Source organism: Brevibacterium sp. p3-SID960 (assembly GCF_025144725.1).
In the GTDB taxonomy this organism is placed as follows: Bacteria; Actinomycetota; Actinomycetes; order Actinomycetales; family Brevibacteriaceae; genus Brevibacterium.
Genome location: NZ_JALXKS010000020.1, coordinates 1 through 24,809, shown reverse-complemented (window position 1 = coordinate 24,809; position 24,809 = coordinate 1). Strand labels below are relative to the sequence as shown.

The window sequence follows — 24,809 nt, the reverse complement described above, 5'->3', positions numbered from 1 at the left end:
CCGGCTGGCGGCCCGCGCCCGAGACGGGGGCCGCCCGCCGGCGACAGTCGACGTGATCAGCTGGGCAGATCACCCGAGCACAGCTGCTCAGTGGTGATGGACCCGTCAGGGCGCTCCTCGGCGGTGAAGCCGAACTCGCCGACGATGTCGAGGTAGCGCTGCTCGTCTTCGACGATCTCGTCGAGCTTCTCGTTGTAGGCCTTGAGCAGCTCTTCGTCGTCGGTGCGGAAGACGGTGCCGCCGGCACCGATCTGCGGCACGCCGTCGATCTCCTGCACGAACGACTCGGTCACCTCGACACCGGCATCCGGGTTGTTGTCCGCCATCCAGTTGAGCGAGATGCCGGTGAGTGCGAAGACATCCGCCCTGCCGGAGGTCACCATGTCCATCCCGTCCTGCGGAGTGCCCACCTCAGTCGAACCTTCAATGCCGAGATCGGCGGCGTAGTCCGATTCGATCGCACCGGTCATCGTGGCGAGCGTGACATCGCCGTTGGCTGCAACATCGTCGAGCGTCTTGAGGTTGTGTGGATTTCCCTCTTCAACCATGAGCGCGGTTGTGTACATGAATTCCGGATTGGAGAACGACGCCTGCTCGCAGCGGTCGGGCAGGATCGACATGCCCGCGGAGACGACGTCGAAGCGGTCGGCGTTGAGGCCCGGGATGAGGCCGCCGAACTCGGTGAGCACACCGTCGACCTCCTCGATGCCGAGCTCTTCGAAGATCTCACGGTGCAGGGCGACAGTGGCACCGGTCAGCTCGCCGTCGGCTTCGAAGCTGTAGGGGGCCTCACCGGCGAAGCCGACGGTGATCTTCTTGTCCTCCTGGGCCTTCTCCAGCGTGCTGCCCGCATCTGAACCGCCTCCGCCGCAGGCGGCGACGAGTCCGAGCGAGGCGATGGCGGCAAGGGCTGCCAGGGGGCGGGTGATTCTGTGGTTGCGCATAGATACTCCGTTTCGTGCGTACAGCAGGCGACGACCAGGCAAGAAGTGTCGACCGAGCCGGTATGGCCCAGGTCACTGTTAAACAACAGTATCGAGCCGCGTCTGCGCGTCTACGGCATTTCCGTCAGCGTTAAGACATCGTTACATGCCCCGGCCGCCGCCGAGGCGGTCCTGCGCTAGTCTGAGAGCGTCACCAGTCCCTGATGGAACGGATGCGTATGAAGGTCGTCTGCCCCGGCTCCTATGACCCGGTCACCGTCGGACACATCGACATCGCCGCCAGGGCCGCCGCACTGTTCGACGAGGTTGTCATCGCTGTGGTGCACAACCCGGCCAAGACCGGCCATTATCCGGTCGCTCAGCGCATCGAGCTCATCGAGGCTGCCCTGGCTGCCGATCCGCGCACCGCCGAGGCCACCAACATCGTCATCGACGACGTGCCCGGCGGGCTGCTCGTCGACTACTGCGCGCAGATCGGCGCCGCCGCAGTCGTCAAGGGGCTGCGCTCAGGCACGGATTTCGCCTATGAGCTGCCGATGGCCCTGATGAACCGGCACCTGACCGAACTGGAGACGATCTTCGTGCCCGGCGACCCGCGTTTTGAGCACGTCTCCTCCTCGCTCATCCGCGAAGTCCACGCCCTCGGCGGAGACGTCTCAGAGCTCGTGCCCGACGCGGTGCTCGAAGCGATGGACGCCAAGCGCCGGGCCGACTGACCGCCGGTTGTCAGCTGCCCCTGCCTGCTGTCCCTGTCTGCCGCCCGCACGCGGTCGGTGAGGTGCACGTCACCTCAAGTGGCAATCACTGGGCGAAGCCATTAGACTGTTTCCTTGCGTGTGATCCGTTGCGTGCCGACTTCACGGACAGCGTCCAAACCGGAGGTGAAGACACATGAGCAGCAATTCTAACCTCATCGTCGACCTTCGCTCGCTCGGCCTGGCAGACAGGCCTGGCGAATGGACACGGCTGGAACGTGACGTCCCGGCTCCGGCGGATCTGCGGATCGAGATGATCGGAGTGCCAACCGGTTCGCCGCTTCACCTGGACCTGCAGCTCGACTCCGTGGTGGAGGGGATCTTCGTCTCCGGCACCGTTGCGGCCACAGCCCAGGGACAGGATGCCCGCACGCTGGAGGACTTGGAGGTTCCGCTGAACGTGGAGCTGTCCGAGCTCTTCGCGTACGAGGTCGAAGAAGGCGACGAGGAGACATATCCGGTTGATCGCGATCGGATCGACCTCGAACCGGCGATCCGAGACGCACTCGTCATGGCTTTGCCGTTCCGTCCTCTCAAGGATGGGGAGGATGCGGACGAGTTCCGGTACACCGTCGGCGAGGACATCGTCGAAGAGACACCGGAAGATGACCCACGCTGGTCAGAACTGAAACGACTGTTAGAAGAGAAAGAGAGCTAGACGTGGCTGTTCCCAAGCGAAAGATGTCGCGCAGCAATACCCGCCACCGTCGTTCGCAGTGGAAGGCCAAGGTTCCGACCCTGGTCAAGACTGTGGAGAACGGTCGCGTTGTGTACTCGCGCCCGCACCAGGCCAAGGTGGTTGAGGACTCCGCCGGCACCCCGCTGTTCCTTGAATACAAGGGACGCAAGGTCGCCGACATCTGATTCGGTTCTGCACCGGAATCGCATCAGACAGTGGAATCAGCACCTGATCTGAACACACTCAACGAGCGTCTCGGGGTCGATATCGACCCCGAGACGCTTCGTCTTGCCCTCACACACCGCAGCTACGCGTTCGAGAACGGCGGCATCCCCACCAATGAGCGCCTGGAGTTCCTCGGCGACGCTGTCCTGCAGCTCGTCGCCACTGAGTCGCTGTTCCTTGATAACCCCGAGCTGCCCGAGGGCCGGCTGGCGAAGATGCGCGCCGCCGTCGTCAACACCCGCGCGCTGGCGCAGATCGCCCGGCGTCTGAAGATCGGCGAGTTCGTGCTGCTGGGCAAGGGCGAGGAGATGACCGGCGGGCGGAGGAAGGACTCGATCCTCGCCGACACCGTCGAATCCCTCATCGGCGCCTGCTTCATCAGCCGGGGCCGTGCAGAGGCCTTCGCACTCGTCCACCGGCTCATCGACGACATGCTCATCGACGCCGTCCGCCTCGGTGCTGGCATGGACTTCAAGACGACCCTGCAGGAAGCCGCCGCCGACCTCGACCTCGGCGCCGTTGTCTACGAGGTCACCGGCCGCGGGCCGGACCACGCACGCGTTTTCACTGCCCTCGCCCTGCTCGGCGGAACGGAATGGGGCGCCGGCGAGGGCACCTCGAAGAAGGCCGCAGAGGCAGTCGCCGCCGAGGCCGCCGTCACCGCGATCCGCGCCGCCCACCCGGACTACAGCCGGCACTGAGTTCCCCGTATCCCGGATCGATCGGCGCTGGTGAAGCCGGAGTACAATCCGCGTATGAGTTCCGTTCTTCCGGTCACTGGCGATCTCCTCATGCCAACCGCACACGACTTTGTGAGGTCGACGATGCTCCTCATCCCGAGCAGACTCGGCCTCGTCATCGCGAGCGTCGGATTCGTCGTCGCTTTCATGCTCGGTGACAGTGCGCCCAAGCGGCTGGTTCGGGGATCCTTCCTGCTCTTCACGTCGCCTGTCGGGCTCATCGTCGAGATGCCCCTGCACTGCAGCGGCCGCAGAACAGCGGCCGCAGAACAGCGGCCGCCTGAGCGAGCTCCGTGCCTGAGCTTCCCGAAGTCGAGTCTGTCCGCCGCGGCCTGGCCGACTGGCTGCCCGGCGCCTGCGTCGACGCAGTGCGTCTGTACGATCCGCGGATCCTCGGCACCACCTCCCAGCGCGCCATCAGTCCCGCCGCCGCCGAGGCGTTCGCCACCGGCATCACCGGTGCCGGTTTCGGCGTGCCCGCCCGCCGCGGAAAGTTCCTGTGGGTGCCGCTGGCCGGAACCGGAGAGATGCCGGAGCGTGCACTGTCGGTCCATCTGGGTATGAGCGGACAGTTCCGCATCCACGAGCCCGGCGACCCGGTCCACCGGCACACGCGTGCAGACTTCACCTGCTTCTCACCTGATGGCCGAGAGTTCGCGCTCCGGTTCGTCGACCAGCGGATCTTCGGCCACCTCGGCATCGATGAGCTCACCGTGCCAGGCCGATGGAGGAGCCGCCTGCCGGTGCCCGCACAGATGGCGCACATCGCCCCAGATCCGCTGGAGGAGAGCACTGATCTCGATGCGATCGCGCGGGTGGTCAAGACGAAGCGCTCAGCGATCAAATCGGTGCTGCTCGACCAGCGCGTGCTCAGCGGCATCGGCAACATCTACGCCGACGAGGCGCTCCATCGTGCTGGAGTCCATCCGCTCGCTCACGCCGCCCGGCTGCGGATCTCCCGAGTGCGGGCCGTGCTGGAGTCCGCGCGCGAGGTGATGCTCGAAGCGCTCGAGCAGGGCGGGACGAGCTTCGACGCCCTGTATGTCAATGTCAATGGCGAATCCGGCTACCTCGACATTGACGTAGAGCGAGTCGAAGGAAGCCGTGCACACGAAGGTCGCGATTGTCTGTGCCGGGCATCGGCCATGCGTCGACAAGCGATATTGCGGTCTGACCTGGCACGAAGGGCTCTGGACAAGCAGCTCAACGGTCCAGCCCATTTAGTAGCGCACCGACACAAAGTCGGGTCGCGGAGTCTGCGAGGTGTGGCCTGTGCCTGAATTGCCTGAGGTCGAGGTCGTGCGTCGGGGGATCGACGATCATGTCCGTGGCCGGACGATCGCCTCGGCGACTGTTCTGCATCCGCGTGCGGCGCGACGTCATGTGGGCGGTCCGGCGGATCTCGCAGCACGGATGGTCGGTGCGACGATCACGGGGACTGCGCGCCGCGGCAAGTACCTGTGGCTGATCCTGGACGGTGCAGATGCGTTGCTGATGCATCTGGGGATGAGCGGGCAGATGCTCATTTCGTCCCCTGATGCCGCAGTCGCCGCGCACGAGCGGGCGCGCTTCACCTTCACCGACGGAGGCCACGATCTGCGGTTCGACGACCAGCGCACGTTCGGCCATCTGCTGTACGACGAGGGCGGAGCGGTGCTGCCCTCGCTGATCGCCCACATCGCGAGGGATCCCTTCGACCCGCAGTTCGACCAGCCGGCGGCGGTCGCGCGGATCAAGGCCAGGAGCACCGGGATCAAGCGCGTGTTGCTGGACCAGACGGTGGTGTCCGGCATCGGGAACGTCTACGCCGACGAGGCACTGTGGGCTGCCAAGGAGCAGGGGGAGACGGCAGCCTCGTCGTTGAGCAAGCCAAGGATCTCAGCGCTGGTCGATGCGGCGCGGGAGGTCATGGCCGCTGCTCTTGCCCAGGGCGGTACATCGTTCGACTCCCTCTATGTCGACGTGGCCGGCAGCAGCGGCTATTTTGCCCGCAGCCTGAATGCCTACGGTCTTGCTGGCCAGCCTTGCATGCGCTGCGGGACGTCGATCGTGCGGGAGAAGTTCATGAACCGATCGAGTTTCTTCTGCCCTGTCTGCCAGCGGAAACGCTAGTTCGATCGGTCGCCTGCGACGCGATCACAAACAGGGGATCGGGCTACATCGCCATGGCGTCGCCTCGTTTCCCGATACGTCAATGTAGGACGATCACCGTCGCTCCAGAAGCGCTCCGGTCACGGTATTCTCTCGCACCGCGCGTGGGCGTCGATGCGGACACTGCAGTTCCACGGCACGAACCGGCAGTGGTGAGGACAGGGCGATTTGCCCAGTTCGGGGTGGGCACTGACTTGCAGCGGCGGTCCATGAGACCCGTTCAATCGACGAAGCCGTCGAGGCTGACTGACGGTCTTCCTTTCACAACTTTCGACGTCTGACGAGGACCTACAGGTAGCGACACACCTGATCGGCGCTGCAGGTCTCCGGCTCGGGGTGCGCTGCATCGTCCCGGAGGTCCGTGATGGTGTCGCGCAGTGCGGACAGCTGGGAGATCTGCTGCTCGATGTCGTGCAGGCGCGCGTCGAGCAGGTCGCGCACGTGGTCGCACGGGGCACGTCCGGCGTCGCGGATGTCCATGATCTGGCGGATCTGGGCGAGGGTGAGGCCGGCGGCCTGGCCGCGGTGGACGAAGTCGACACGTGCGATCGCGTCCGGCGGGTAGTCACGGTACCCCGACGACGTCCTGCCGGGCGGCGGTAGCAGCCCCTGCTCCTCGTAGAACCTCAGGGTCTTGGCCGTGGTGCCGGCCGCCTGTGCGAGCTCCCCGATCTTCACGCCGTCCTCCGATCGTGTCGCGGCCGTACTTGACCTTCCCCTGTACTGGAAGGTCCAGCATAGTTGATGACGGAACAGAAGACCAAGGACTGACAGGAGCAGGGATGCCTACGAAGTACGACCTCGCCATCATCGGATCGGGCGGCGGAGCGTTCGCCGCCGCGATCCGTGCGAACACGCTCGGCAAGTCGGTGGTGATGATCGAGCGCGGAACCTTCGGCGGCACGTGCGTGAACACCGGCTGCGTGCCGTCGAAGGCGCTCATCGCCGCCGCCGAGGCCCGCCACGTCGCCATGGACGCGTCTGGTCGGTTCCCGGGCATCGTCGCGGCCGCGGAACCGGTGGACATGCCGGCGCTGATCGGGAGCAAGCAGGACCTGGTCGAGAGCCTGCGAGGCGAGAAGTACGTCGATGTCGCCGAGGCGTACGGATGGCACGTCCGCAAGGGCGACGCCTCGTTCGCCGGCACCCCCGACGCGCCGGTCCTGGAGGTCGTCGGACCCGACGGGGCCGTCGGGACCATCGAGGCTGACCAGTACCTGGTCGCGACCGGATCCCGGCCATGGGCCCCGCCGATCGAGGGCCTGGAAGAGGCCGGGTACCTGACCTCGACCACGGCGATGGAGCTGACGGCGGTGCCGAAGTCGCTGCTGGTGCTCGGCGGCGGCTACGTGGCGCTGGAGCAGGCCCAGCTGTATGCGCGTCTCGGGGCGAAGGTGACCCTGCTGGTCCGTTCCCGGCTGGCGTCGAAGGAGGAGCTGGAGGTGTCCAATGCCCTGGCCGAGGTCTTCTCCGACGAGGGCATCCGAGTGGTCCGCCGAGTGGTCCCGACCCGCGTCGCCCGCGACGCGGACGGACAGGTCGTCGTCACCGCCGACGTGTCCGGCGGATCGCAGGACTTCCGCGCCGACCAGGTTCTGGTCGCGCTCGGCCGACGGCCGGTCACCGAGGGACTCAACCTCGAGGCGGTGGAGGTGAAGACTGGCGACGCCGGGCAGATCGTCGTCTCTGACCAGCTGCAGTCGTCCAACCCCCGGGTCTGGGCCGCGGGGGACGTCACCGGGCACCCCGAGTTCGTCTATGTCGCCGCCCACCACGGCACCCTCGTGGCTGAGAACGCGTTCACAGATGCCCAAAAGCCGGTGGACTACGCGAGGCTGCCCCGGGTGACGTTCACCTCTCCTGCCATCGGCGCGGTCGGGATGACCGAGAAGCAGGTCCTCGAGGCGGGGATCCGCTGCGACTGCCGCGTCCTGCCCCTGCACTACGTGCCCCGCGCGCTGGTCAATCGCGACACCCGCGGCTTCATCAAGATGGTCGCCGACGCGGACACCGGGGAGATCCTGGGGCTGACCGCGGTCGCCAAGGACGCGGGGGAGCTGGCCGCCGCCGGGGTCCACGTGCTCGGCAAGACCATCGCCGAGGTCGCCGACGCCTGGGCTCCGTACCTGACCATGGCCGAGGGCATCCGGATCGCCGCCAAGGCCTTCACCACCGACGTCTCGAAGCTCTCCTGCTGCGCGTGAGAACCCCGCGACAGCACACCGCCCGCATTCAGAACTGGAGGAACCCGCAATGTCCGACCTCAGTAAGCAACTTCCCGAGCGGCTCGGCCGCACCGAGGAGACGGGTCTCGACCCCGGCCTGCTCGTCCCGCTGCTTCGGCTTCTCGCCGACGGCGATCCCGTCACGGTCGAGCAGCTCGCCACGGCCGCGGGCCGCACACCCGAGCAGGTCAGGACCAGGCTGGCAGCGGTGCCCGACACCGAGTACGACGACCTGGGTCGGATCGTCGGCCAGGGCCTCACCCTGCGGCCCACCCCGCACCGGTTCACCGCGTCAGGAGAAGGGCTCTACACCTGGTGCGCGCTGGACACCCTGGTCTTCCCGGCGCTTCTCGGCCGCCCAGCGCGCGTGGAGTCGGTCTCCCCGGCCAGCGGCGAGATGATCCGCGTCGCCGTCGATCCGGTCGCCGGAGCCATAAGCATCGAGCCCGCCACTGCCGTGGTCTCGCTGATGAATCCGGACCAGATCACCTCGATCCGATCGTCGTTCTGCAACCAGGTGCACTACTTCACCTCTGTTGGCGACGCTGCCGAGTGGCTCGCCGAGCATCCCGGGGCCGAGGCGGTGCCGGTGGCCGAGGCGCATCGGATCGGAGCCGAACTCGCCGCGCGCCTGCTCGACCGGTCCCAGGGTGATGTCTCGGCGGCCGACGACTGCCGCCGCTGCTGCTGACCCAAGACTTCGAGAGATTCGAGATACAGATGACATCAGAACACTATGACCGGCCAGGTGGCGGAGGCCTGCTCTTCGGGGCAGGAGCCGTGCTGCTCATGGCCCTCTGCTGCGCACTGCCACTGCTCATAGCCGGGGGAGTGCTCGCCGGCGTCGGAGGCCTCCTCGGCAACCCCTGGGTGATCGGCGCGGGCATCGCGCTCGTCGCGCTCGTCCTGCTGGTCGTCGCCCGTCGCCGAGCCCACCACGGCCGCACCGGACCCGACTGCTGCCCGACCACCGACCCCGCCCAGCCCGCAGACCCGAAGGACGACCAGAACCGATGACGATATCCCTCACCCGCCGCACAACCCTTTCGCTCGCAGGCCTCCTGATCGTGGGTTCTCTGGCCTTGAGTGCCTGTGGTAGCGCCGACGAGGACGGGTCCTCCGCGGACGCCGGCTCGCCCGCACCCGTGACCAGTATCGACGGCCAGCAGGTCAGCCTGCCAGCCGCTGGGAAGCCCACCGCCGTGTTCTTCTTCTCCGTCGGCTGCGGCGAATGCGTCGGCGGCGTCCGGTCCCTCGGTGAAGCCGCCGCCAGCGCCGAGGACAACGGCACTGATGCACAGTTCCTCGCCGTCGACATGGATCCGCGCGAGCCCAAGGAGACCATTGAGGGCTTCATGGAGTACGTCGAGGCCGAACACGTCCCCGCCGCCATCGACGAGGGCGCGGTCCTGTCGCAGCGCTTCGACGTCGCCGCGCTGTCCACCCTGATCATCGTCGACGCCGACGGCAAGGTGACATTCCGCGCCACCGACCCCGCCGCCGGCACGATCGTCGCCGAGCTCGAGAAGGCCGGGGCCTGAGCCATGGGTGGACTTCTCGCGCTCGCTTTCGCCGCCGGGATGATCGCCCCGGTCAATCCCTGCGGCTTTGCCCTGCTCCCGGCGTGGATCACCCACGCGCTCGGGGACGCCTCCTCCTCCCCGGCACCGGTGCGACTCCTGCGGTCGCTGCGTGCCGGCGTCGCGGTGACCATCGGGTTCGCGGGAACGCTCGCGCTGGCAGGCATCGCTGTGAGCGCCGGAGCGCGGAGCCTGATCCAGGCCGCTCCCGTGCTGGGGCTCGCCGTCGGCGTCGTGCTCGTCCTGTTCGGCGCGGCGATGCTGACAGGCCGGTCTTTCTCGCTCCGACTGCCCAGCATCCCTTCCCGAGTCACGGACCGCCCTCCGAGCACCGCACGCATGGTCCTCTTCGGGGTCGGCTACGCCGTGGCGTCGCTGTCGTGCACCTTCGGCGTACTCCTGGCCGTCATCGCGCAGGCCCAGGCCACAGCCAGCTTCGCAGGGCTGCTCCTCGTGTTCGGCGTGTACGCCGCGGGCTCTGCCACCGTCTTGCTGATCGTCGCCGTTGCCGCCGCCGCAGCAGGTTCGGCGCTGTCGCGACGCATCGCATCGCTGGCGCGCTATGGGCCCAGGATTACTGCCTTCGTCCTCGTACTCGCCGGTGCCTATCTGGCCTGGTACTGGTACCCGGCCGCCACCGGCGACGCTGCCGCCTCCAGTCGCACCAACGCCGTCGCCGGAGTCGCCACTGCGGTGTCGGGCTGGGTCCAAGGACACGTCGGTGTCGTCACCGGAGTGTCCGTCGCCGCCGTGATCGTCGTGCTGCTGATCGGGACCCTCAGCCGTCGCCGCCGCGCCAGCCTCCGGAAGACTGAGGCAGACTGCTGCGCCCCGGAGCCAGCGCGCTCTGCCGACGACCGCCAGAGCGCAGAAACCGAGTGACCACAACCCTGGCCGATGGCCGTGGACGAATGGCTCGACGTCGCCGCCTCGGCAGAGCGCCACGGCTGCAGCAAGAGCAGCTGGCGGCGCGTCTGGCAGGGCAGGCTCCCAGCCCGGACCGAGAAGGTGGACGGACGCGACGGACGCATGGTCATCAAGACGCTGATCCGGGTCTCCGACCTGGACCCGGGCGTTCGGCCTGACCGCGCACGCCGAGCACGTCCGGAAGATCCGCCAGGCCGCGCCGCCGCTGACGCGGGAGCAGACGACGTTCATCGCCAAGGTCTTCACGGACCACCTGCTCGAACAGGACGCCAAGAGAAGAAGAGAAGGGGAGGCCGGCACTGCGTCGTAGCCGACGCAGTGCCCATCTTCGTTGGCGGAGGCATCCTGTGCGCACGGTCACGGATGCCCGATTCTTCCTTCGACCGGGCCGTTGACATGTTGAAGTCCTGAGGCCGTACTCTGGTGTGTAGGCAGTGCGCGTCCTTCACGCGTCGTCGCACCGTGAAGTATCCTCTGACCAGCGGAAACGCCACCTTCAGAGGCTCCTAGTTTTTCAATGTATCTATCGTGGGAAGTCGGGCTACTTCGACCGGTCGCTCGGCGTCTACGGCCGCACCGGGCAGCCGTGCCTGCGCTGCGGCACCCTCATCACCCGCCTCGTCGTCGGCGGCCGCGGCACACACATCTGCCTGCAGTGCCAGAAACCACAGCGCTGAGCCTGCACGTGAGGCCGGGCTCTGGCACGAGCGAGCCGCCCATGCCGAAGTCGAACTCTCCAGTGATCAAACTCAGTAGTGGTAGCGAGCCTGCAAGATCACCACGTCGTCACCGTCGACAAGATACACAAGCCTGTGCTCCTCAGTGATCCGACGCGACCAGGCCCCCTGAGCGCCGTACTTGAGCTGCTCCGGCTTGCCGATCCCGGCGAAGGGCTCGCGCAGGCAGGCATCGATGAGCGTATTGATTCGCTTGAGGACCTTCCGGTCAGCAGTCTGCCAGTACGTGTAGTCCTCCCAGGCGGACCTGTCCCAGACCAGGCGCACTCAGGCGCCCCTGTCCGCATCGTCGGTGCGGTCAAGTTCGTGCACCTCGGTCCTGCCCAAGGTGGCGCGCTCGTAGGAATCGAGCAGCCGACGGGCGTTTGCGGGCGAGCGGAACAGGTAGGCGGTCTCCTGCCATGCAGAGTACTCGTCGGCTGGCATGAGGACGGCGTTGCCCTTCCGGGAGACGATCTCCACGGCCTCCCGGTCATCGTTGACGCGCTGGATGAGGGGGAACAGGGTCTTGCGGGCTTCGCTAGCGCTGATGGACATGGGCCGCTTCCTTCCCTCGAATGAGTGGTACTGGTTAATGGTACCACGTAACAGAGGCTCTATAGAGCGTCAGTCCTCGCGCTCGCAGCGTTCGAGCAACCCACGCGGATCCGCGATCCTCCGAAGCTGTTGCGGCTGGTCAGGACCGGCGCGTCTGCTCAGAGGGCAGATTTTCACACAATGTCACCGCAGGCATGACACAGGCCCCGACCACAGAGAGGAGTTGAGGCGATGTACCTGAAGTCGCTGACGCTGCGCGGTTTCAAGTCCTCGAGCGGCTGGACTGCTGGCGTGATCGGTGCCGGCAAGGCGCATTGATCCCACTGAAGGGCAAGGCCTGCCCCGGGGATTCACCGAATACGGCTCGCGACCGCATATGATCAAAGATATGCACTCCACCCCTGATGTGCTGCCGTGCGCGCCGCCACCTGCACCGTAAGTCACTTGTCGTCGGCTCCCTGCTCGTCGCGATCCTCATCTTCATCATTGCGCTCGCGGTTGCATTCGCAGGTTCCGATAGAGGTGCCGCGGCACTGTTCGTCCTCTCGCCGACCTGGGTTGTGTGGGTCGTCGGTCTCATCCTCTTGCTGGTGGGAGTCACCAGTGAAATGCGGGCCAGGCGCATCAATCGCGATGACTGGGCAACTGCGAACTCACTGGCCGCTCATGCCGAGCAGCTTCTGGCACGAGCAGCGACAGAAGCGTATTCGTCTGACGCAGTGATGCGGCTCGATACTCATCGTGTGCTGGAGGTCGAGCGCCACTTCGACGAGAAGACCGCTGGTGAAGCTCGGGGGACCCTCGCGCATCAATTCAGCATGTTCGGCCAGTCCTTCGGCCTGGGCTACGCCGCGAACAATCGGACGTCAGTTGCAGCCGGGGTGCATTCCGCTGCGATCAACGGCATGTCCGATGTCCACCTGAGGCTGTCCTCGACGACGCGCCACGATCTGATGGGTGACGCTCTCTTCGCGCTCTTCGAAGTCCACGATGCGTCCGGCCAGCCCGACACGCTGCGTGTGACAGCGCTGTCCAACGGCGCTGTCACGGAGTGGATCCACGCCCTCGTCCTGCAGACAGCCGAGCAGCTCGGGATGGACACCCATTCCGGGGTCACAGTGGAAGCCTATGCGTCGCGAATCGCAGACCACTTCGCCCCAGCTGACGTCTCGTACCTCTCCGACCGTCTCCGGCTCGCTCTCGCCCAGATCGAACGTGGTGAGGAACCGCCGTCGATCTACGTTGAAGGTGTGCCGTCAGGGCGCGGTGCGATCGTGGCGACAAGTGCTCGCGTGGGCGAGGCGGATGCGCTTCGGATCTTTCCCACAGCGCTTCCCGCAATGTGGGGACACACCGTCGGCGGTGCTCTGGCCGCAGCGGTGCCGCCGAAGGAGATCAGCGCCTGACTCCCGCAGACAACAGCGTCTGCATCCCTCCACCGCGGAAGAGATCCCCGATCGCCAGCCCCCAATCAGACTGGTGCGGTCCGCCCCCAATCAGACTGGTCAGATCCCCGCTACCAGGCTGAACGGTAGACTTTCGGGGAGAATCCCCGCCTGTCCCCACCGGCAGGGTGGACGCAGGGGCACAACGGACCGTCGAGAGGAGCTGAGGCGATGTACCTGAAGTCGCTGACGCTGCGCGGTTTCAAGTCCTTCGCCTCAGCCACCACGCTCGCCTTCGAACCCGGCATCACCTGTGTCGTCGGGCCCAACGGCTCGGGCAAGTCCAACGTCGTCGACGCGCTGGCCTGGGTGATGGGGGAGCAGGGGGCGAAGAATCTGCGCGGCGGGAAGATGGACGACGTCATCTTCGCCGGCACCTCCTCTCGGCAGGCCCTCGGACGCGCCGAGGTGTCGCTGACGATCGACAACACCGACGGTGCGATTCCGATCGAGTACACCGAGGTGACGATCTCCCGGACGCTGTTCCGCACCGGCGGCAGCGAGTACGCCGTCAATGGTGCGTCGGCCCGGTTGCTCGACATCCAGGAGCTGCTCAACGACTCCGGTCTGGGCAAGGAGATGCACGTCATCGTCGGGCAGGGCCGGCTCGACCAGATCCTGCACGCCGACCCACTCGAGCGCCGCGGCTTCATCGAAGAGGCAGCCGGGGTGCTCAAGCATCGCCGCCGCAAGGACAAGGCGCTGCGCAAGCTCACCGGTCTGCAGACCAACCTCGATCGGGTCGCCGACCTGCGCGCCGAACTCGCCCGGCAGCTCGGCCCGCTCGGCCGGCAGGCCAAAGCAGCCAAACGCGCCGCCGTCGTGCAGGCCACCCTGCGCGACACCGCCGCCCGGCTGCTCGCCGACGACATCGTCCAAGTCCAGGCCCGGCTGGAGACCATCACCGGGCCCGAGGACTCCCAGCAGCGCCGCGAACAGCTGCAGGCCGCACTCACCGACATCGACGAGCGGATCCGCGCGGTCGAAACACAGCTGCGTGACCACGACTCCGGCGCCGAGGCGATCCGCACCCGGCTGCGCACCGCCGGCAACCGCGCCACCCGCGCCATCGCGCTGGCCCAGCGGGCAGGCGACCGGATCGGGTTCCTCGAACAGGCCCCGGTCGAACGCAGCGGCGGCGACAGCCCCGATGCGATCCGTGCCAGGGCTGCGAAGTTCGAAGAGGAACTCGAAACCGTGGCAGCCGATCACAAGCAGAAAGCCGCCGAACTCGCCGAGCTCACCACCCGGCGCGATGAAGCGGCGGGGAAGCTCGAGGAAGCCGAGCAGCAGCTCACCGTCCAGCGGCAGCGCATCGCCCAGCGGCTGCGGGAGCGCTCCAGCGTCGAATCCGCCCGCGATGTCGCCCGCAAGACCCTCGCCGATGCCCAACGCCAGCTCGCAGGCCTCGACGAACAGGAATCGTCCCTCACCAGCAGGCTCGACGAGGCGAAGACGGCACTGGCCTCAGCGCAGCAGCAGGCGCAGGACACCGAATCCGGGGAGACCGCGCTCGACGAAGCCCACGAAGCGGCACTTGAGAAGCTCAACGCTCTGCAGGAGACGAAGTCGCTGGACGAAGCTGAACGCGACGAGATCCGCACCGAACTCGGCCAGGCCAAGGCCCGGGTCGAGGCGCTGCAGATGAGCACCCGGCTGGCCGCCGAGACCGCTGAGCTGCTCGACAGCGGACTGCCCGGCATCCAGAGTGCCGTCGGCGATCAGCTCGACATCACCCCCGGCTGCGAAACCGCGATCACCGCTGTCCTCGGCGAACTCGCCGGAGCTGTCGTCGTCGACGACATCGATGCCGCGCTCGCCGTGCTCACCCACGTCGGCGAGGACACCGACGTCGACCTCGTCGTCGCCGGACCGCCGAACGCTGCCACGGGCAAGACGGGTGCACCGGCGACCACCGCCTCGGGAGCGGAAGCCTCCGATCTGAGCCGCGGAATGGCAGCACTCGACCTCGTCTCCACCAGCCACCCCGGCCTGGCGGCACTGCTGAGGGCCAGCCTCGGCGAGGTCATCGTTGTCGACTCCGCAGACACCGCCGCCGCACGCGCCCGCGACGCCGGCGGAAAGACCTTCGTCACCCCGGCCGGTGAGGTGTTCTCACCCTTCCGGGTGGCCCGGGCCAGCTCCGGTGAGGGCGCGCGCATCGCCTCACGCCAGGCGCTGGTCGAAACCGTCGAGAAGGTCGAGGCACTCGACCAGTCGCTGGCCGCCGTCGAGAAGCGCCTGGCTGATGCCGAACCCGGCATCAGCCAGGCTCAGACCGCAGTGGACGAGGCGCTGGAGAAGCTGTATGCCTCCGATGCGCAGATCGTGGCCGTCGGTCAGGAAGTCTCCCGCGCAGCAGAGGAAGTCCAGCGTCTGAGCACAACCCTCGCCGGCACCGGGGAGACCCGCAGCAGGATCAGCGACGACATCGCGAAGGCCGAAGCCGAACTCGAACGCGCCGAAACCGCTCTGCGGGCCAACACCGACCACGTCGAGGACGAACCGGACACGAGCGAACGCGACCGACTCGCCGCACGCGTCGCAGGACTTGGCGATGAGGTGATGGAAGCCCGCATCGCCGAACGCGGACTCAGCGACCGCGTCGGCTTCCTTACCGACCGGATCCGCGGCCTCGAACGGGCAGCCAAGCAAGAGGAGGACGCCCGCGCCCAAGCCGCCCGGGCCGCAGCACGGCGGCGCGCCCAGGCAGAATCCGCCCGCGTCATCGAACGACTCGCCGATGCGCTCGCCACCCGGCTCAAGGACATCGAAGCCCGCGCCGAGGCCGAACTGGCCGAATCGAAGACCCGGCACGAACAGCTCGACGACGAGCTGCGCCGGCTGCGCGAATCCCGCGTCAGCCAGTCCGAAGAGCTCGTCGCCGTCACTGATGCCGAACACCAAGCCCAGCTGGCACGCGAGCGGTTCGTCCTCGCCCTTGATGAGCTCAACCGCCGGGCACGCGAGGATATCGGCCTGTCCCCAGAGAACCTCGTCGACCAGTTCGGACCGCACATGCCGGTGCCGGTCCTGGACGAGACTGCCGGTGACGACGACGGCTCGGCCGGCGAGGTGCCCTATGTCCGCGCCGATGTCGAGAAAGCGCATGCCGCTGCCGAAAAGGAGCTGAAGAAGATCGGCGCGGTCAACCCGCTGGCGTTGGAGGAGTACGCCGCGCTCAAGGAGCGCCACGACTACCTCGAAAAGCAGATCAACGACATCGAGACGAGCCGGCGCGACCTGCTGGGGCTCGTCGACGACGTCGACGAGCACGTCCGTGCCGTCTTCGCCGAGGCATTCGCCGACACCCAGCGGGAGTTCGCCGACATCTTCTCCCGGCTCTTCCCGGGAGGCGAGGGCCGGCTCGAACTCACCGAACCCGATGACATGCTCGCCACCGGCGTCGACGTCTACGCTCGCCCGGCCGGCAAGAAGGTCAAACGGCTCTCGCTGCTCTCCGGCGGTGAGCGCTCCCTGGTGGCGATCGCGATGCTCGTGGCGATCTTCAAGGCCCGGCCGAGCCCGTTCTACGTCATGGACGAAGTCGAAGCCGCCCTCGACGACCTCAACCTCTCGCGCCTGCTCACGGTATTCCAGGAGCTGCAGGAGTCCTCCCAGCTCATCGTCATCACCCACCAGAAGCGCACGATGGAGATCGCCGACGCCCTCTACGGCGTCACCATGCACGGTGACGGCGTCTCAAAGGTGATCTCTCAGCGAATTCACCGCACCGAATCATCCGGCCCGTCAAGTGAGTAGGAGGCGGGGATATACACTGAAGAGGACGGACGCTCATCGCCGAGGTGCTGGGCGTTCACGAGTACACGGACACCGGTAGAAGAAGGAGCTCCCCGCCCATGCCCGCAGGTCAGCCCATTTCGGAGACGCCATGGGCATAGGCGGCGGCATCGCAGTCCTCATCGGCATGGGAGCCACGGTGCTCATCGGCCTCGTCATCGTGCTCGTCGTCGCGCTGCCGGGTCTGCAGTCCGAAGGCCGAATCAAAAGCGACCGGACCCAGCGTTTCCGGCTGCCGAACGAATGGACCGGATACGACGACGACGCCTACGGGTTCTTCGGCCACGACGAGGAGACCTCGCACCTGGCCACCCGCGAACAGGCTGCGGTCACGGCCATGCGCGAGCACTCCTATGTGCTGCGCCCGCAGCCGCGTCGCCACTGCGCTCCGCCGCTGCTGACCTTCCGCCCGCGCACCCGGCACTGGAAGGTGCCCGAGACCGGATCGGGCTTCCGCACTGCCATCACCCTGCTGTTCGGATAGGCCCGGGTGGCAGCTTGCCAGTCTCTAACGCGCATGGCACTGTGCACTGTGAAGCGCCCGACCTGGGCACCTGAGATCATGACCTTCCCCGCGACTGACCGCCGACCGACGCTGCCGCACATGGCCGGCCCGCTTACTGTTTGGAGATGAACGTGGACCTCCTGACCGGAGACTCACTGCTGTGGATCGTGCTCATCGGCGCCGCCGTGCTCATCATCGGCGGAGCCTTCCTCTTCGTCCCGAAGCGCCGCAAGCCAGCCCCGCCTGAAAGCGAGCTGCCGGACCTGGCCGAGGAGCCGGGTCTCGAACCCGGTGAAGAGCCCGCCGAGGCGCCGGTTGCCGTTGAGACGCCGACCGAACCCACGACACGGCTGGCCAAGCTGCGCAACCGGCTGTCGAAGTCGAACTCCACGCTCGGCCGCGGCCTGCTCGCCCTGCTCTCACGCGACACCCTGGATGAGGCGACGTGGGAGGAGATCGAGGACACCCTCATCATGGCTGACCTCGGCGTCGACACCACCACCGAACTCGTCGACCGGCTGCGCGAACGCGTCCGCGTGCTCGGCACCCGCGAACCCCACACTGTGCGCGAACTGCTGCGCGAGGAGCTCATCAATGTCGTCGACCCGACCATGGACCGCAGCCTCAACGTCGAACGCGAGAACTCCGACACGCCCGGCAGCGACCCGGCCGTCGTGCTCGTCGTCGGCGTCAACGGCGCCGGCAAGACGACGACGGTCGGCAAGATCGCCCGCGTGCTTGTCGCCGAGGGCCGCAGCGTGCGCCTCGGCGCAGCCGACACCTTCCGTGCCGCGGCCGCCGAGCAGCTGACCACCTGGGGTGAGCGCGTCGGCGTCGAGACGATCAGGGGAGAAGAGGGTGCCGATCCCGCCTCGGTCGCCTACGCCGCAGTCGAACAGGGCAAAGTCGACGGCACCGACGTTGTGCTCATCGACACCGCCGGGCGCCTGCAGAACAAGCGCGACCTCATGGACGAGCTCGGCAAGGTCAAGCGTGTGGCCTCCCGCCCGCTGAGCGAAGAGGGACACGACATCGACGAGGTGCTCCTCGTCCTCGACGCGACCACCGGACAGAACGGCATGCAGCAGGCCAAGGTGTTCTCCGAAGCCGTCCACATCACCGGCATCGTGCTCACCAAGCTCGACGGCACCGCCAAGGGCGGCATCGTCGTCGCCGTGCAGCGTGCCCTCGGCGTGCCGGTCAAGCTCATCGGCCTCGGTGAGGGCGCTGACGACCTCGCACCCTTCGACGCGGCAGGATTCGTCGACGCTCTGCTGGCCGGATAAGCGCGGAGCAGCCGCTGCGTCATGACCGGCACGCTGGCCATGCGGCGGGCGGCTGCCGTGCGTTATCCTGAGATGCCGTGCGTTATCCTGAGATGTTGACAAGTACTGACTCTGACGAAAGCTGAAGACCTTCGTGTTCAATTCACTCTCCGATCGTCTGACATCGACCTTCAAGAACCTGCGCGGCAAGGGCCGCCTGTCCGAAGCAGATGTCGATGCCACGATCCGGGAAATCCGGCGCGCGCTGCTTGACGCCGACGTCGCGCTGCCGGTGGTGCGCACCTTCACCGGCAATGTGCGCGAACGCGCGCTGTCATCAGAGGTCTCGGCGGCACTGAACCCGGGCCAGCAGGTCGTCAAGATCGTCAACGACGAACTCGTCTCGATCCTCGGCGGCCAGACTCGCCGCCTGCAGTTCGCCAAGCGCCCGCCGACGGTCATCATGCTCGCTGGCCTTCAGGGTGCCGGTAAGACCACCCTGGCTGGAAAGCTCGCCCACTGGCTCAAGTCCGAAGGCCACCGGCCGATGCTCGTCGCTGCTGACCTGCAGCGGCCCAACGCCGTCAACCAGCTGCAGATCGTCGGTGAGCGCGCTGGCGCCTACACCTACGCGCCCGAACCCGGCAACGGTGTCGGCGACCCCGTCAAGGTTGCAACCGATGCCATCGGAGTGGCCAAGTCGAAGCTGCACGACGTCGTCATCGTCGACACCGCCGGCCGGCTGGGCATCGACGAAGTCCTCATGCAGCAGGCCGCTGACATCCGCGCAGCCGTCAACCCCGACGAGGTCCTCTTCGTCATCGACGCGATGATCGGCCAGGATGCCGTGCAGACCGCTGAGGCGTTCCTCGAAGGCGTCGACTTCACCGGTGTTGTGCTCTCCAAGCTCGACGGTGACTCCCGCGGTGGTGCCGCGCTCTCCGTCGCCCAGGTGACCGGCAAACCCATCATGTTCGCCTCAACCGGCGAGGGCATGAAGGACTTCGAGCAGTTCCACCCCGACCGGATGGCCGACCGCATTCTCGACATGGGTGACATCCTCACCCTCATCGAGCAGGCCGAGAAGACCTTCGACCAGGAGCAGACGCAGAAGCTGGCGAAGAAGGTCCAGGCCGGCGAGGACTTCGACCTCAACGACTTCCTTACGCAGATGGCTGCGGTGAAGAAGATGGGCTCGCTGAAGAAGATGATCGGCATGATGCCGGGCATGAGCCAGTACAAGGAGCAGCTCGAGGCCTTCGATGAGCGCGAGGTCGACCGGGTCGAGGCGATCGTGAAGTCGATGACCCCGCAGGAGCGCACCAATCCCAAGATCCTCAACGGCTCCCGCCGTGCCCGCATCGCCAAGGGCTCGGGCACCACCGTCACCCAGGTCAACCAGCTCATGGAGCGCTTCGCGGCAGCCCAGAAGATGATGCGCCAGATGGGCAAGGGCGGTGGCATGCCCGGCATGGGCGGCCAGCCCGGCGGCGCCCCCGGCATGGGAGGCATGCCCGGTATGGGAGGCCTGCCCGGTGCTCCCGGTGGGCGTGGTCCCAGCCGGAAGAAGAAGGGCAAGAAGGGCAAGGCCGCCGGCAAGTCCGGCAACCCGGCCAAGCGCGCTGAGCAGGAGAAGCTCGCGCAGCTCAAGCGCGAGGGCAAGGAGCCGACCCCGACTGGCTCGGCCTTCGGCAACCTCGGCCTGGACAAGGACGAGGACATCGATCTCTCGAAGCTGCCCAAGGGTTTCGGCGGGATCTTCGGCAAGGACTGACACACCCGCCGGCCTGCCGGTTGACTCTGGTTGGCGCGGCGTGCGCATTTCTGGCAGAATATTCGCTTGTACTCGACTGTGCTCGGACCCTCTCAACCGCAGCGCAGTCCGGTCCACGCGCGCGTCTGCTGAGTCCATCCCCACGGATGCGGTGACGCTTGCAGCACCTAACATGCAAAAGGAGACACCACTACAGTGGCAGTCAAGATTCGACTCACCCGCATGGGTAAGATCCGTGCACCCTTCTACCGTGTTGTCGTTGCCGACTCCCGCACCCGCCGTGACGGCCGTGCGATCGAGGAGATCGGCATCTACCACCCGACCCGTGAGCCCTCGGTCGTCGAGATCGACTCCGAGCGCGCACAGTACTGGCTGTCCGTCGGCGCCCAGCCGACCGACCAGGTCAAGGCACTGCTGAAGCTCACCGGCGACTGGGCGAAGTTCACCGGCGAAGGCAGCACCGAGAGCTCGGTCAAGCCGCAGCAGGAGAAGGAGGGCTTCACCGCCCCCGCCGCCGACTCGGTCGTCAAGCAGACCAAGAAGGACGACGAGGCCGAGCAGGCTGAGGAGAAGTCCGACGAGGCCGCCGAGGCACCTGCCGAGGACAAGGCTGACGAGACCGCTGAGGCCCCGGCTGAGGAATCGGCCGAGGCTGGAAGCGAAGAGAGCTGATCATGCTCTCCCAGGCTCTCGACCACCTCGTGCGCGGCATCGTCGACAACCCCGATGATGTCTCGGTGCGTTCGCGCGGATCGCAGCGCGGCACCACGCTCGAAGTCCGCGTCCACCCCGACGATCTCGGTCGCGTCATCGGCCGCTCAGGTCGCACCGCCAAGGCGCTGCGCACCGTCATGAGCGCCCTCGCCGGCCGCGAACAGGTGCGCGTCGACCTCATCGAGGCATAAGCGCAGCCGCATACAGCTGAGAAGCCCCGGCACCACCCCAAGTGGGAGGTGCCGGGGCTTTCGCATCCGCTCCCGAGGCGGTGGCTGGGACCCGCAGGCAGGCCTGGCTGACGGCGGTGCTACAGTGCTGGTCAGCGCCGCGCACACGCGGCCGATGAGACAGCCGTGAACGAGCACGACTGACACCTGAACCAGGTGCGGTGCGTGCTCGTTCTCATTCACAAAGGACAACCCCGACGATGAGACCGCACGACACCGCCGGCACTGCTGCCGTATCCACTGCCGAACCCGCGACCACCACCGCCGTGACCACCACCTCGGGTGCGGAGGGCAGCCTCAAGCGGGTCTCGATCACGTTCTGGCAGGGCGTGGCGATGATCTTCGGCACGAACATCGGCGCCGGCATCCTCAGCCTGCCCTACGGCATGCGCGAAGGCGGGTTCACTGCCCTCGTCATCGCCCTCGTCCTCTCGGGCTTCCTCACCACCTGTTCGATGCTCTACGTCGCCGAGGTCGCCTTGCGCACCCGCAAGCCCATGCAGCTGGCCGGCCTCGCCCGCCGCTACATCGGCCAGGCCGGGTCCTGGCTCGTCTTCGCAGGCGTCCTGGTCAACGGCTACGGGGCGATGATCGCCTACTCGACCGGCTCCGGGGAGATCCTGTCGAACCTGCTCGGTATCTCACCGACGCTTGGCAGCCTCATCTTCCTCATCCCCGGCATCACCGTCATCTGGTTCGGTCTGCACGCCACTGGCCGGTCCGAGCAGCTCATCACCACCACGATGCTCATCATCTGCCTGAGCCTCGTCGCCTGGACGCTGTTCGGCCCCGGCATCGACATCGCCAACCTGACGTACTTCGAGCCCTACTTCATCATCCCGATCGTCAACCTCACCGTCTTCGCCTTCCTCGCCCAGTACATCGTGCCCGAACTCGCCCGCGGCCTGGCCGAACACAACCCGCGCATGCTCCCGCGCGCCATCGTCACCGGCATGGTCGCCACCGGCACGCTGCTCGCTCTCATCCCGCTTTCGGCGCTCGGGCTCATGGGCCACGACGGACTGACCCCGGTCGTCACCCTCGGCTGGGGCCAGCAGCTGGGCCCCATCGCCTACTATCTAGCGAACATCTTCGCCGCGCTGGCGATGCTCACCTCGTTCTGGGCGCTCGGTCTGACCCTGCACACGAACATCCTCGACCGCTTCAACCTGCAGGAGAGCAACTACCGACACCGCGCGATCTCGATCGCCGCAGCCTGTCTGGTCCCGTTCGCCATCGGCCTGATCGGGCTGGCCGGATTCGTCTCCGCTCTCGGCTACGCAGGCGCCTTCGCCGGTGCGGTCATGGCGGTCGTCCCCGTGCTCATGCTTACCCGTGCCCGGCGCACCGGCGACCTCGAACCAGCGTGGCAGGCCGGCTGGGTCGCCCACCCGGCCATCCGCATCGCCATGATCACCGTGTTCACCGGCGCCTTCGTCTGTTCGCTGCTGACGATCATCGGGCTCGTGCCCAACGGCTGGACGTGAGCGGCTGCGATACCGTTGGAATCATGAGCACAGTAGTCGCCCGCCTGGGCAAACCGCACGGCATCCGCGGCGAGATGACCGTCGAAGTCCGCACCGATGATCCAGATGAGCGCTTCGTCCCTGAGGCGGTGTTCGGCACCGAGCCCGATATCGGCCCGCTGACGCTCACCCGCGCCCGCTGGCACCGCGACCGGCTGCTGCTCAGTTTCGCCGAGGTGCCTGACCGGAACCGGGCCGAGGAGATCCGCAACACCCTCATCACCGTCGACGCCGACGACACCGATGACGACGATGAGGACGCCTGGTACATCGACGACCTCATCGGTGCTGAGGCGCTCATCGGCGAACACTGCATCGGGAAGGTCTCCGGGGTCAGCCCCGGAGCTGCGCAGGACCTGCTGCACATCACGCCATCCGCCCAGCAGGTCGAGCGCAGCGACTCCGATGAGGAGATCCTCGTGCCCTTCGTCGCCGAGATCGTCCCGGACGTCGACATCGACGCCGGGCGCATTGTGCTCACCCCGCCCGCCGGCCTCATCCCGGGATTCGACGACTGATGCGCATCGACGTCATCTCGATCTTCCCCGACTATCTCGCCCCGCTTGAGCTCTCGCTGACTGGCAAGGCGATGGCCGCAGGTCTCCTCGACGTCGGCATCCACGACCTGCGCGACTGGACGACCGACCGGCACCGCACTGTCGACGACACCCCCTACGGCGGCGGTGCCGGCATGGTGATGAAGCCCGAACCATGGGCGCAGACACTCAGCCACGTTGCTGGGCTGGCCGACCCGGCAGAGCGGGCCGGCCTGACAGGGGGGACCGACCTGGCAGAGCGGGCCGGCCTGACAGAGGGGACCGACCTGGCAGAGGGGACCGACCTGGCACGGTCGAGCGACGGCACCCAGGCGACCACCGCCTCGGCCACGGATGCCGCTGCCGAGGCGGGGGAGAAGCCGGTGCTCATCGTCCCCTCACCGGCCGGTGCCCCCTTCACCCAGGCCGATGCCCGCCGGCTGGCCGTCCGGTCGCATCTGGTGTTCGCCTGCGGCCGCTATGAGGGCATCGACCAGCGGGTCATCGACTGGGCAGGAGGCGACTTCGACGTCGAACTCGTCTCGATCGGCGACTACGTGCTCAACGGCGGCGAGGTCGCCGCACTTGTCATCATCGAAGCCGTCGCCCGCCTCATCCCCGGATTCATGGGCAACCCGGAGTCACTGGTCGAGGAGAGCTACGAAGACGGGCTGCTCGAATACCCCGTCTACACCAAACCCGCCGATTGGCGCGGACACCCGGTGCCCGACGTGCTGCTGTCAGGCAACCACGCTGCGATCGCGAGGTGGCGGCGCGACCAGCGGCTCATCCGCACCCAGCGCACGCGCCCCGACCTGCTCGCCGGTCTCCCCGACGAGGCACTCGACACCCGCGACCGTCAGGCGCTCACCGAGGCCGCACGCGAAGTTGAGCCCGGCGGACCCGGCGGCTAAGATAGGGCATTGCGTTTGTTGGCACTGATCTGCCCCGGGGGAGCAGGTGCCAGCGCCCACCGTTAGCCCATGAGGATCATGCCAGCAGGTGAGCGCAGCAGAGGAACAGCAGTTCCGGCAGACGAACCCATCTCATCACCGGCCGAGCGTCGGGCTGATCGAAGCTGTGCCGACCCGAGGCGAGCACACAGGAGAACACATCATGCAGAAGCTTGACATCGTCGACAAGAAGTCGATGAAGACGGACCTCCCCGAGTTCCGCGCAGGCGACACCGTTGACGTCGCCGTTCGCGTCATCGAGGGCAGCCGCTCGCGTATCCAGATGTTCAAGGGTGTCGTCATCCGCCGTCAGGGTGCCGGTATCTCGGAGACCTTCACCGTGCGCAAGATCAGCTTCGGCGTCGGCGTTGAGCGCACCTTCCCGCTCCACTCGCCGACCGTCGAGCGCATCGACGTCGTCTCTCGCGGCATCGTGCGCCGCGCGAAGCTGTACTACCTGCGCAACCTGCGCGGCAAGGCAGCGCGCATCCGCGAGAAGCGCTGATCACTCGCCACAGCGAGACCATGACACCGGTGAAGGGCGCGACTGCACAGTCGCG

27 protein-coding genes are annotated in these 24,809 nt (G+C 67.0%); 23 read left to right on the top strand and 4 right to left on the bottom strand.

The features are described 5' to 3' along the window. Window positions 1-56: 56 nt before the first annotated feature. Entirely contained in the window at window positions 57-944 is an 888-nt protein-coding gene (ehuB, locus tag M3B11_RS07590; RefSeq protein ID WP_259876508.1) for an ectoine/hydroxyectoine ABC transporter substrate-binding protein EhuB, read from the bottom strand. A 218-nt stretch (window positions 945-1,162) separates the two neighbouring features. Between ehuB and coaD the strand changes: the two genes are divergently transcribed. The 6 genes from coaD to mutM all read left to right on the top strand — a co-directional run bounded on the left by coaD (window position 1,163) and on the right by mutM (window position 5,455). Further along, window positions 1,163-1,660, top strand: a complete 498-nt coding sequence (gene coaD, locus M3B11_RS07585) for a pantetheine-phosphate adenylyltransferase (RefSeq protein ID WP_259876503.1) — start codon at window positions 1,163-1,165, stop codon at window positions 1,658-1,660. A gap of 175 nt (window positions 1,661-1,835) precedes the next feature. Further along, window positions 1,836-2,357, top strand: coding sequence for a DUF177 domain-containing protein (locus M3B11_RS07580; protein WP_259876496.1), 522 nt, complete (start codon window positions 1,836-1,838; stop codon window positions 2,355-2,357). A gap of 2 nt (window positions 2,358-2,359) precedes the next feature. Continuing rightward, complete coding sequence (rpmF, locus tag M3B11_RS07575; RefSeq protein ID WP_102162557.1) at window positions 2,360-2,563, top strand: 50S ribosomal protein L32; 204 nt, start codon at window positions 2,360-2,362, stop codon at window positions 2,561-2,563. A 30-nt stretch (window positions 2,564-2,593) separates the two neighbouring features. Next, on the top strand, window positions 2,594-3,304 hold the full coding sequence (gene rnc / locus M3B11_RS07570; RefSeq protein ID WP_259876490.1) for a ribonuclease III: 711 nt from the start codon (window positions 2,594-2,596) through the stop codon (window positions 3,302-3,304). A 332-nt stretch (window positions 3,305-3,636) separates the two neighbouring features. Then, window positions 3,637-4,623 carry a DNA-formamidopyrimidine glycosylase family protein gene (locus tag M3B11_RS07565; RefSeq protein WP_259876487.1) on the top strand — a complete coding sequence of 329 codons (987 nt, stop codon included), beginning with the start codon at window positions 3,637-3,639 and terminating at the stop codon, window positions 4,621-4,623. Continuing rightward, window positions 4,616-5,455 carry a bifunctional DNA-formamidopyrimidine glycosylase/DNA-(apurinic or apyrimidinic site) lyase gene (gene mutM, locus M3B11_RS07560; protein WP_259876486.1) on the top strand — a complete coding sequence of 280 codons (840 nt, stop codon included), beginning with the start codon at window positions 4,616-4,618 and terminating at the stop codon, window positions 5,453-5,455. Before M3B11_RS07565 ends, mutM begins: the two co-directional genes overlap by 8 nt. A 327-nt stretch (window positions 5,456-5,782) precedes the next feature. Here mutM and M3B11_RS07555 read toward each other — a convergent pair whose 3' ends face one another. Next, the gene (locus M3B11_RS07555; RefSeq protein ID WP_070436137.1) at window positions 5,783-6,172 is read right to left on the bottom strand and encodes a heavy metal-responsive transcriptional regulator; all 390 of its coding nucleotides are present in this window, start codon (window positions 6,170-6,172) and stop codon (window positions 5,783-5,785) included. 104 nt (window positions 6,173-6,276) lie between these two features. Between M3B11_RS07555 and merA the strand changes: the two genes are divergently transcribed. From merA to M3B11_RS13305, 6 genes are all read left to right on the top strand, one after another. Continuing rightward, complete coding sequence (merA, locus tag M3B11_RS07550) at window positions 6,277-7,698, top strand: mercury(II) reductase (protein ID WP_144588263.1); 1,422 nt, start codon at window positions 6,277-6,279, stop codon at window positions 7,696-7,698. A gap of 49 nt (window positions 7,699-7,747) precedes the next feature. Further along, window positions 7,748-8,410 (top strand): organomercurial lyase MerB, encoded by a 663-nt coding sequence (gene merB / locus M3B11_RS07545; protein WP_092107222.1) that lies wholly within the window; start codon window positions 7,748-7,750, stop codon window positions 8,408-8,410. Between the two features lie 29 nt (window positions 8,411-8,439). Then, complete coding sequence (locus M3B11_RS07540; RefSeq protein ID WP_092107224.1) at window positions 8,440-8,736, top strand: hypothetical protein; 297 nt, start codon at window positions 8,440-8,442, stop codon at window positions 8,734-8,736. Continuing rightward, the gene (locus tag M3B11_RS07535; protein ID WP_259876478.1) at window positions 8,733-9,260 is read left to right on the top strand and encodes a TlpA disulfide reductase family protein; all 528 of its coding nucleotides are present in this window, start codon (window positions 8,733-8,735) and stop codon (window positions 9,258-9,260) included. Before M3B11_RS07540 ends, M3B11_RS07535 begins: the two co-directional genes overlap by 4 nt. Window positions 9,261-9,263: 3 nt before the next feature. Beyond that, a complete protein-coding gene (locus M3B11_RS07530; RefSeq protein WP_259876476.1) occupies window positions 9,264-10,181 on the top strand; it encodes a cytochrome c biogenesis CcdA family protein in 918 nt (305 codons plus the stop codon). 479 nt (window positions 10,182-10,660) lie between these two features. Next, entirely contained in the window at window positions 10,661-10,903 is a 243-nt protein-coding gene (locus M3B11_RS13305; protein ID WP_311197733.1) for a zinc finger domain-containing protein, read from the top strand. A gap of 72 nt (window positions 10,904-10,975) precedes the next feature. On the opposite strand, the gene M3B11_RS07525 is transcribed toward M3B11_RS13305, so the two are convergent. Then, entirely contained in the window at window positions 10,976-11,230 is a 255-nt protein-coding gene (locus M3B11_RS07525; protein WP_170273404.1) for a Txe/YoeB family addiction module toxin, read from the bottom strand. Continuing rightward, window positions 11,231-11,500, bottom strand: coding sequence for a type II toxin-antitoxin system Phd/YefM family antitoxin (locus M3B11_RS07520; protein ID WP_102162562.1), 270 nt, complete (start codon window positions 11,498-11,500; stop codon window positions 11,231-11,233). Window positions 11,501-11,904: 404 nt separating this feature from the next. Here M3B11_RS07520 and M3B11_RS07515 point away from each other — a divergent pair, with 404 nt between their 5' ends. From M3B11_RS07515 to rplS, 11 genes are all read left to right on the top strand, one after another. Further along, window positions 11,905-12,906, top strand: coding sequence for a hypothetical protein (locus tag M3B11_RS07515; protein ID WP_259876472.1), 1,002 nt, complete (start codon window positions 11,905-11,907; stop codon window positions 12,904-12,906). A gap of 210 nt (window positions 12,907-13,116) precedes the next feature. Beyond that, complete coding sequence (gene smc / locus M3B11_RS07510) at window positions 13,117-16,707, top strand: chromosome segregation protein SMC (RefSeq protein WP_259876471.1); 3,591 nt, start codon at window positions 13,117-13,119, stop codon at window positions 16,705-16,707. 130 nt (window positions 16,708-16,837) lie between these two features. Next, window positions 16,838-17,230 (top strand): hypothetical protein, encoded by a 393-nt coding sequence (locus M3B11_RS07505; RefSeq protein WP_259876466.1) that lies wholly within the window; start codon window positions 16,838-16,840, stop codon window positions 17,228-17,230. A gap of 146 nt (window positions 17,231-17,376) precedes the next feature. Beyond that, the gene (gene ftsY, locus M3B11_RS07500) at window positions 17,377-18,537 is read left to right on the top strand and encodes a signal recognition particle-docking protein FtsY (RefSeq protein ID WP_259876464.1); all 1,161 of its coding nucleotides are present in this window, start codon (window positions 17,377-17,379) and stop codon (window positions 18,535-18,537) included. Between the two features lie 133 nt (window positions 18,538-18,670). Continuing rightward, window positions 18,671-20,290, top strand: a complete 1,620-nt coding sequence (ffh, locus tag M3B11_RS07495) for a signal recognition particle protein (protein WP_102162566.1) — start codon at window positions 18,671-18,673, stop codon at window positions 20,288-20,290. Between the two features lie 195 nt (window positions 20,291-20,485). Further along, complete coding sequence (gene rpsP / locus M3B11_RS07490) at window positions 20,486-20,962, top strand: 30S ribosomal protein S16 (protein WP_259876456.1); 477 nt, start codon at window positions 20,486-20,488, stop codon at window positions 20,960-20,962. Between the two features lie 2 nt (window positions 20,963-20,964). Further along, window positions 20,965-21,195: an RNA-binding protein gene (locus M3B11_RS07485; protein ID WP_102162568.1), complete on the top strand. Its 231-nt coding sequence runs from the start codon at window positions 20,965-20,967 to the stop codon at window positions 21,193-21,195. A gap of 239 nt (window positions 21,196-21,434) precedes the next feature. Continuing rightward, window positions 21,435-22,721 carry an amino acid permease gene (locus tag M3B11_RS07480; protein WP_259876446.1) on the top strand — a complete coding sequence of 429 codons (1,287 nt, stop codon included), beginning with the start codon at window positions 21,435-21,437 and terminating at the stop codon, window positions 22,719-22,721. A 23-nt stretch (window positions 22,722-22,744) separates the two neighbouring features. After that, a complete protein-coding gene (gene rimM / locus M3B11_RS07475; RefSeq protein WP_259876444.1) occupies window positions 22,745-23,278 on the top strand; it encodes a ribosome maturation factor RimM in 534 nt (177 codons plus the stop codon). Further along, the gene (gene trmD / locus M3B11_RS07470; protein WP_259876430.1) at window positions 23,278-24,210 is read left to right on the top strand and encodes a tRNA (guanosine(37)-N1)-methyltransferase TrmD; all 933 of its coding nucleotides are present in this window, start codon (window positions 23,278-23,280) and stop codon (window positions 24,208-24,210) included. The genes rimM and trmD overlap by 1 nt, the downstream gene beginning before the upstream one ends. Window positions 24,211-24,412: 202 nt before the next feature. Continuing rightward, on the top strand, window positions 24,413-24,754 hold the full coding sequence (gene rplS / locus M3B11_RS07465) for a 50S ribosomal protein L19 (RefSeq protein ID WP_175292871.1): 342 nt from the start codon (window positions 24,413-24,415) through the stop codon (window positions 24,752-24,754). The last annotated feature ends 55 nt before the right edge of the window (window positions 24,755-24,809 follow it).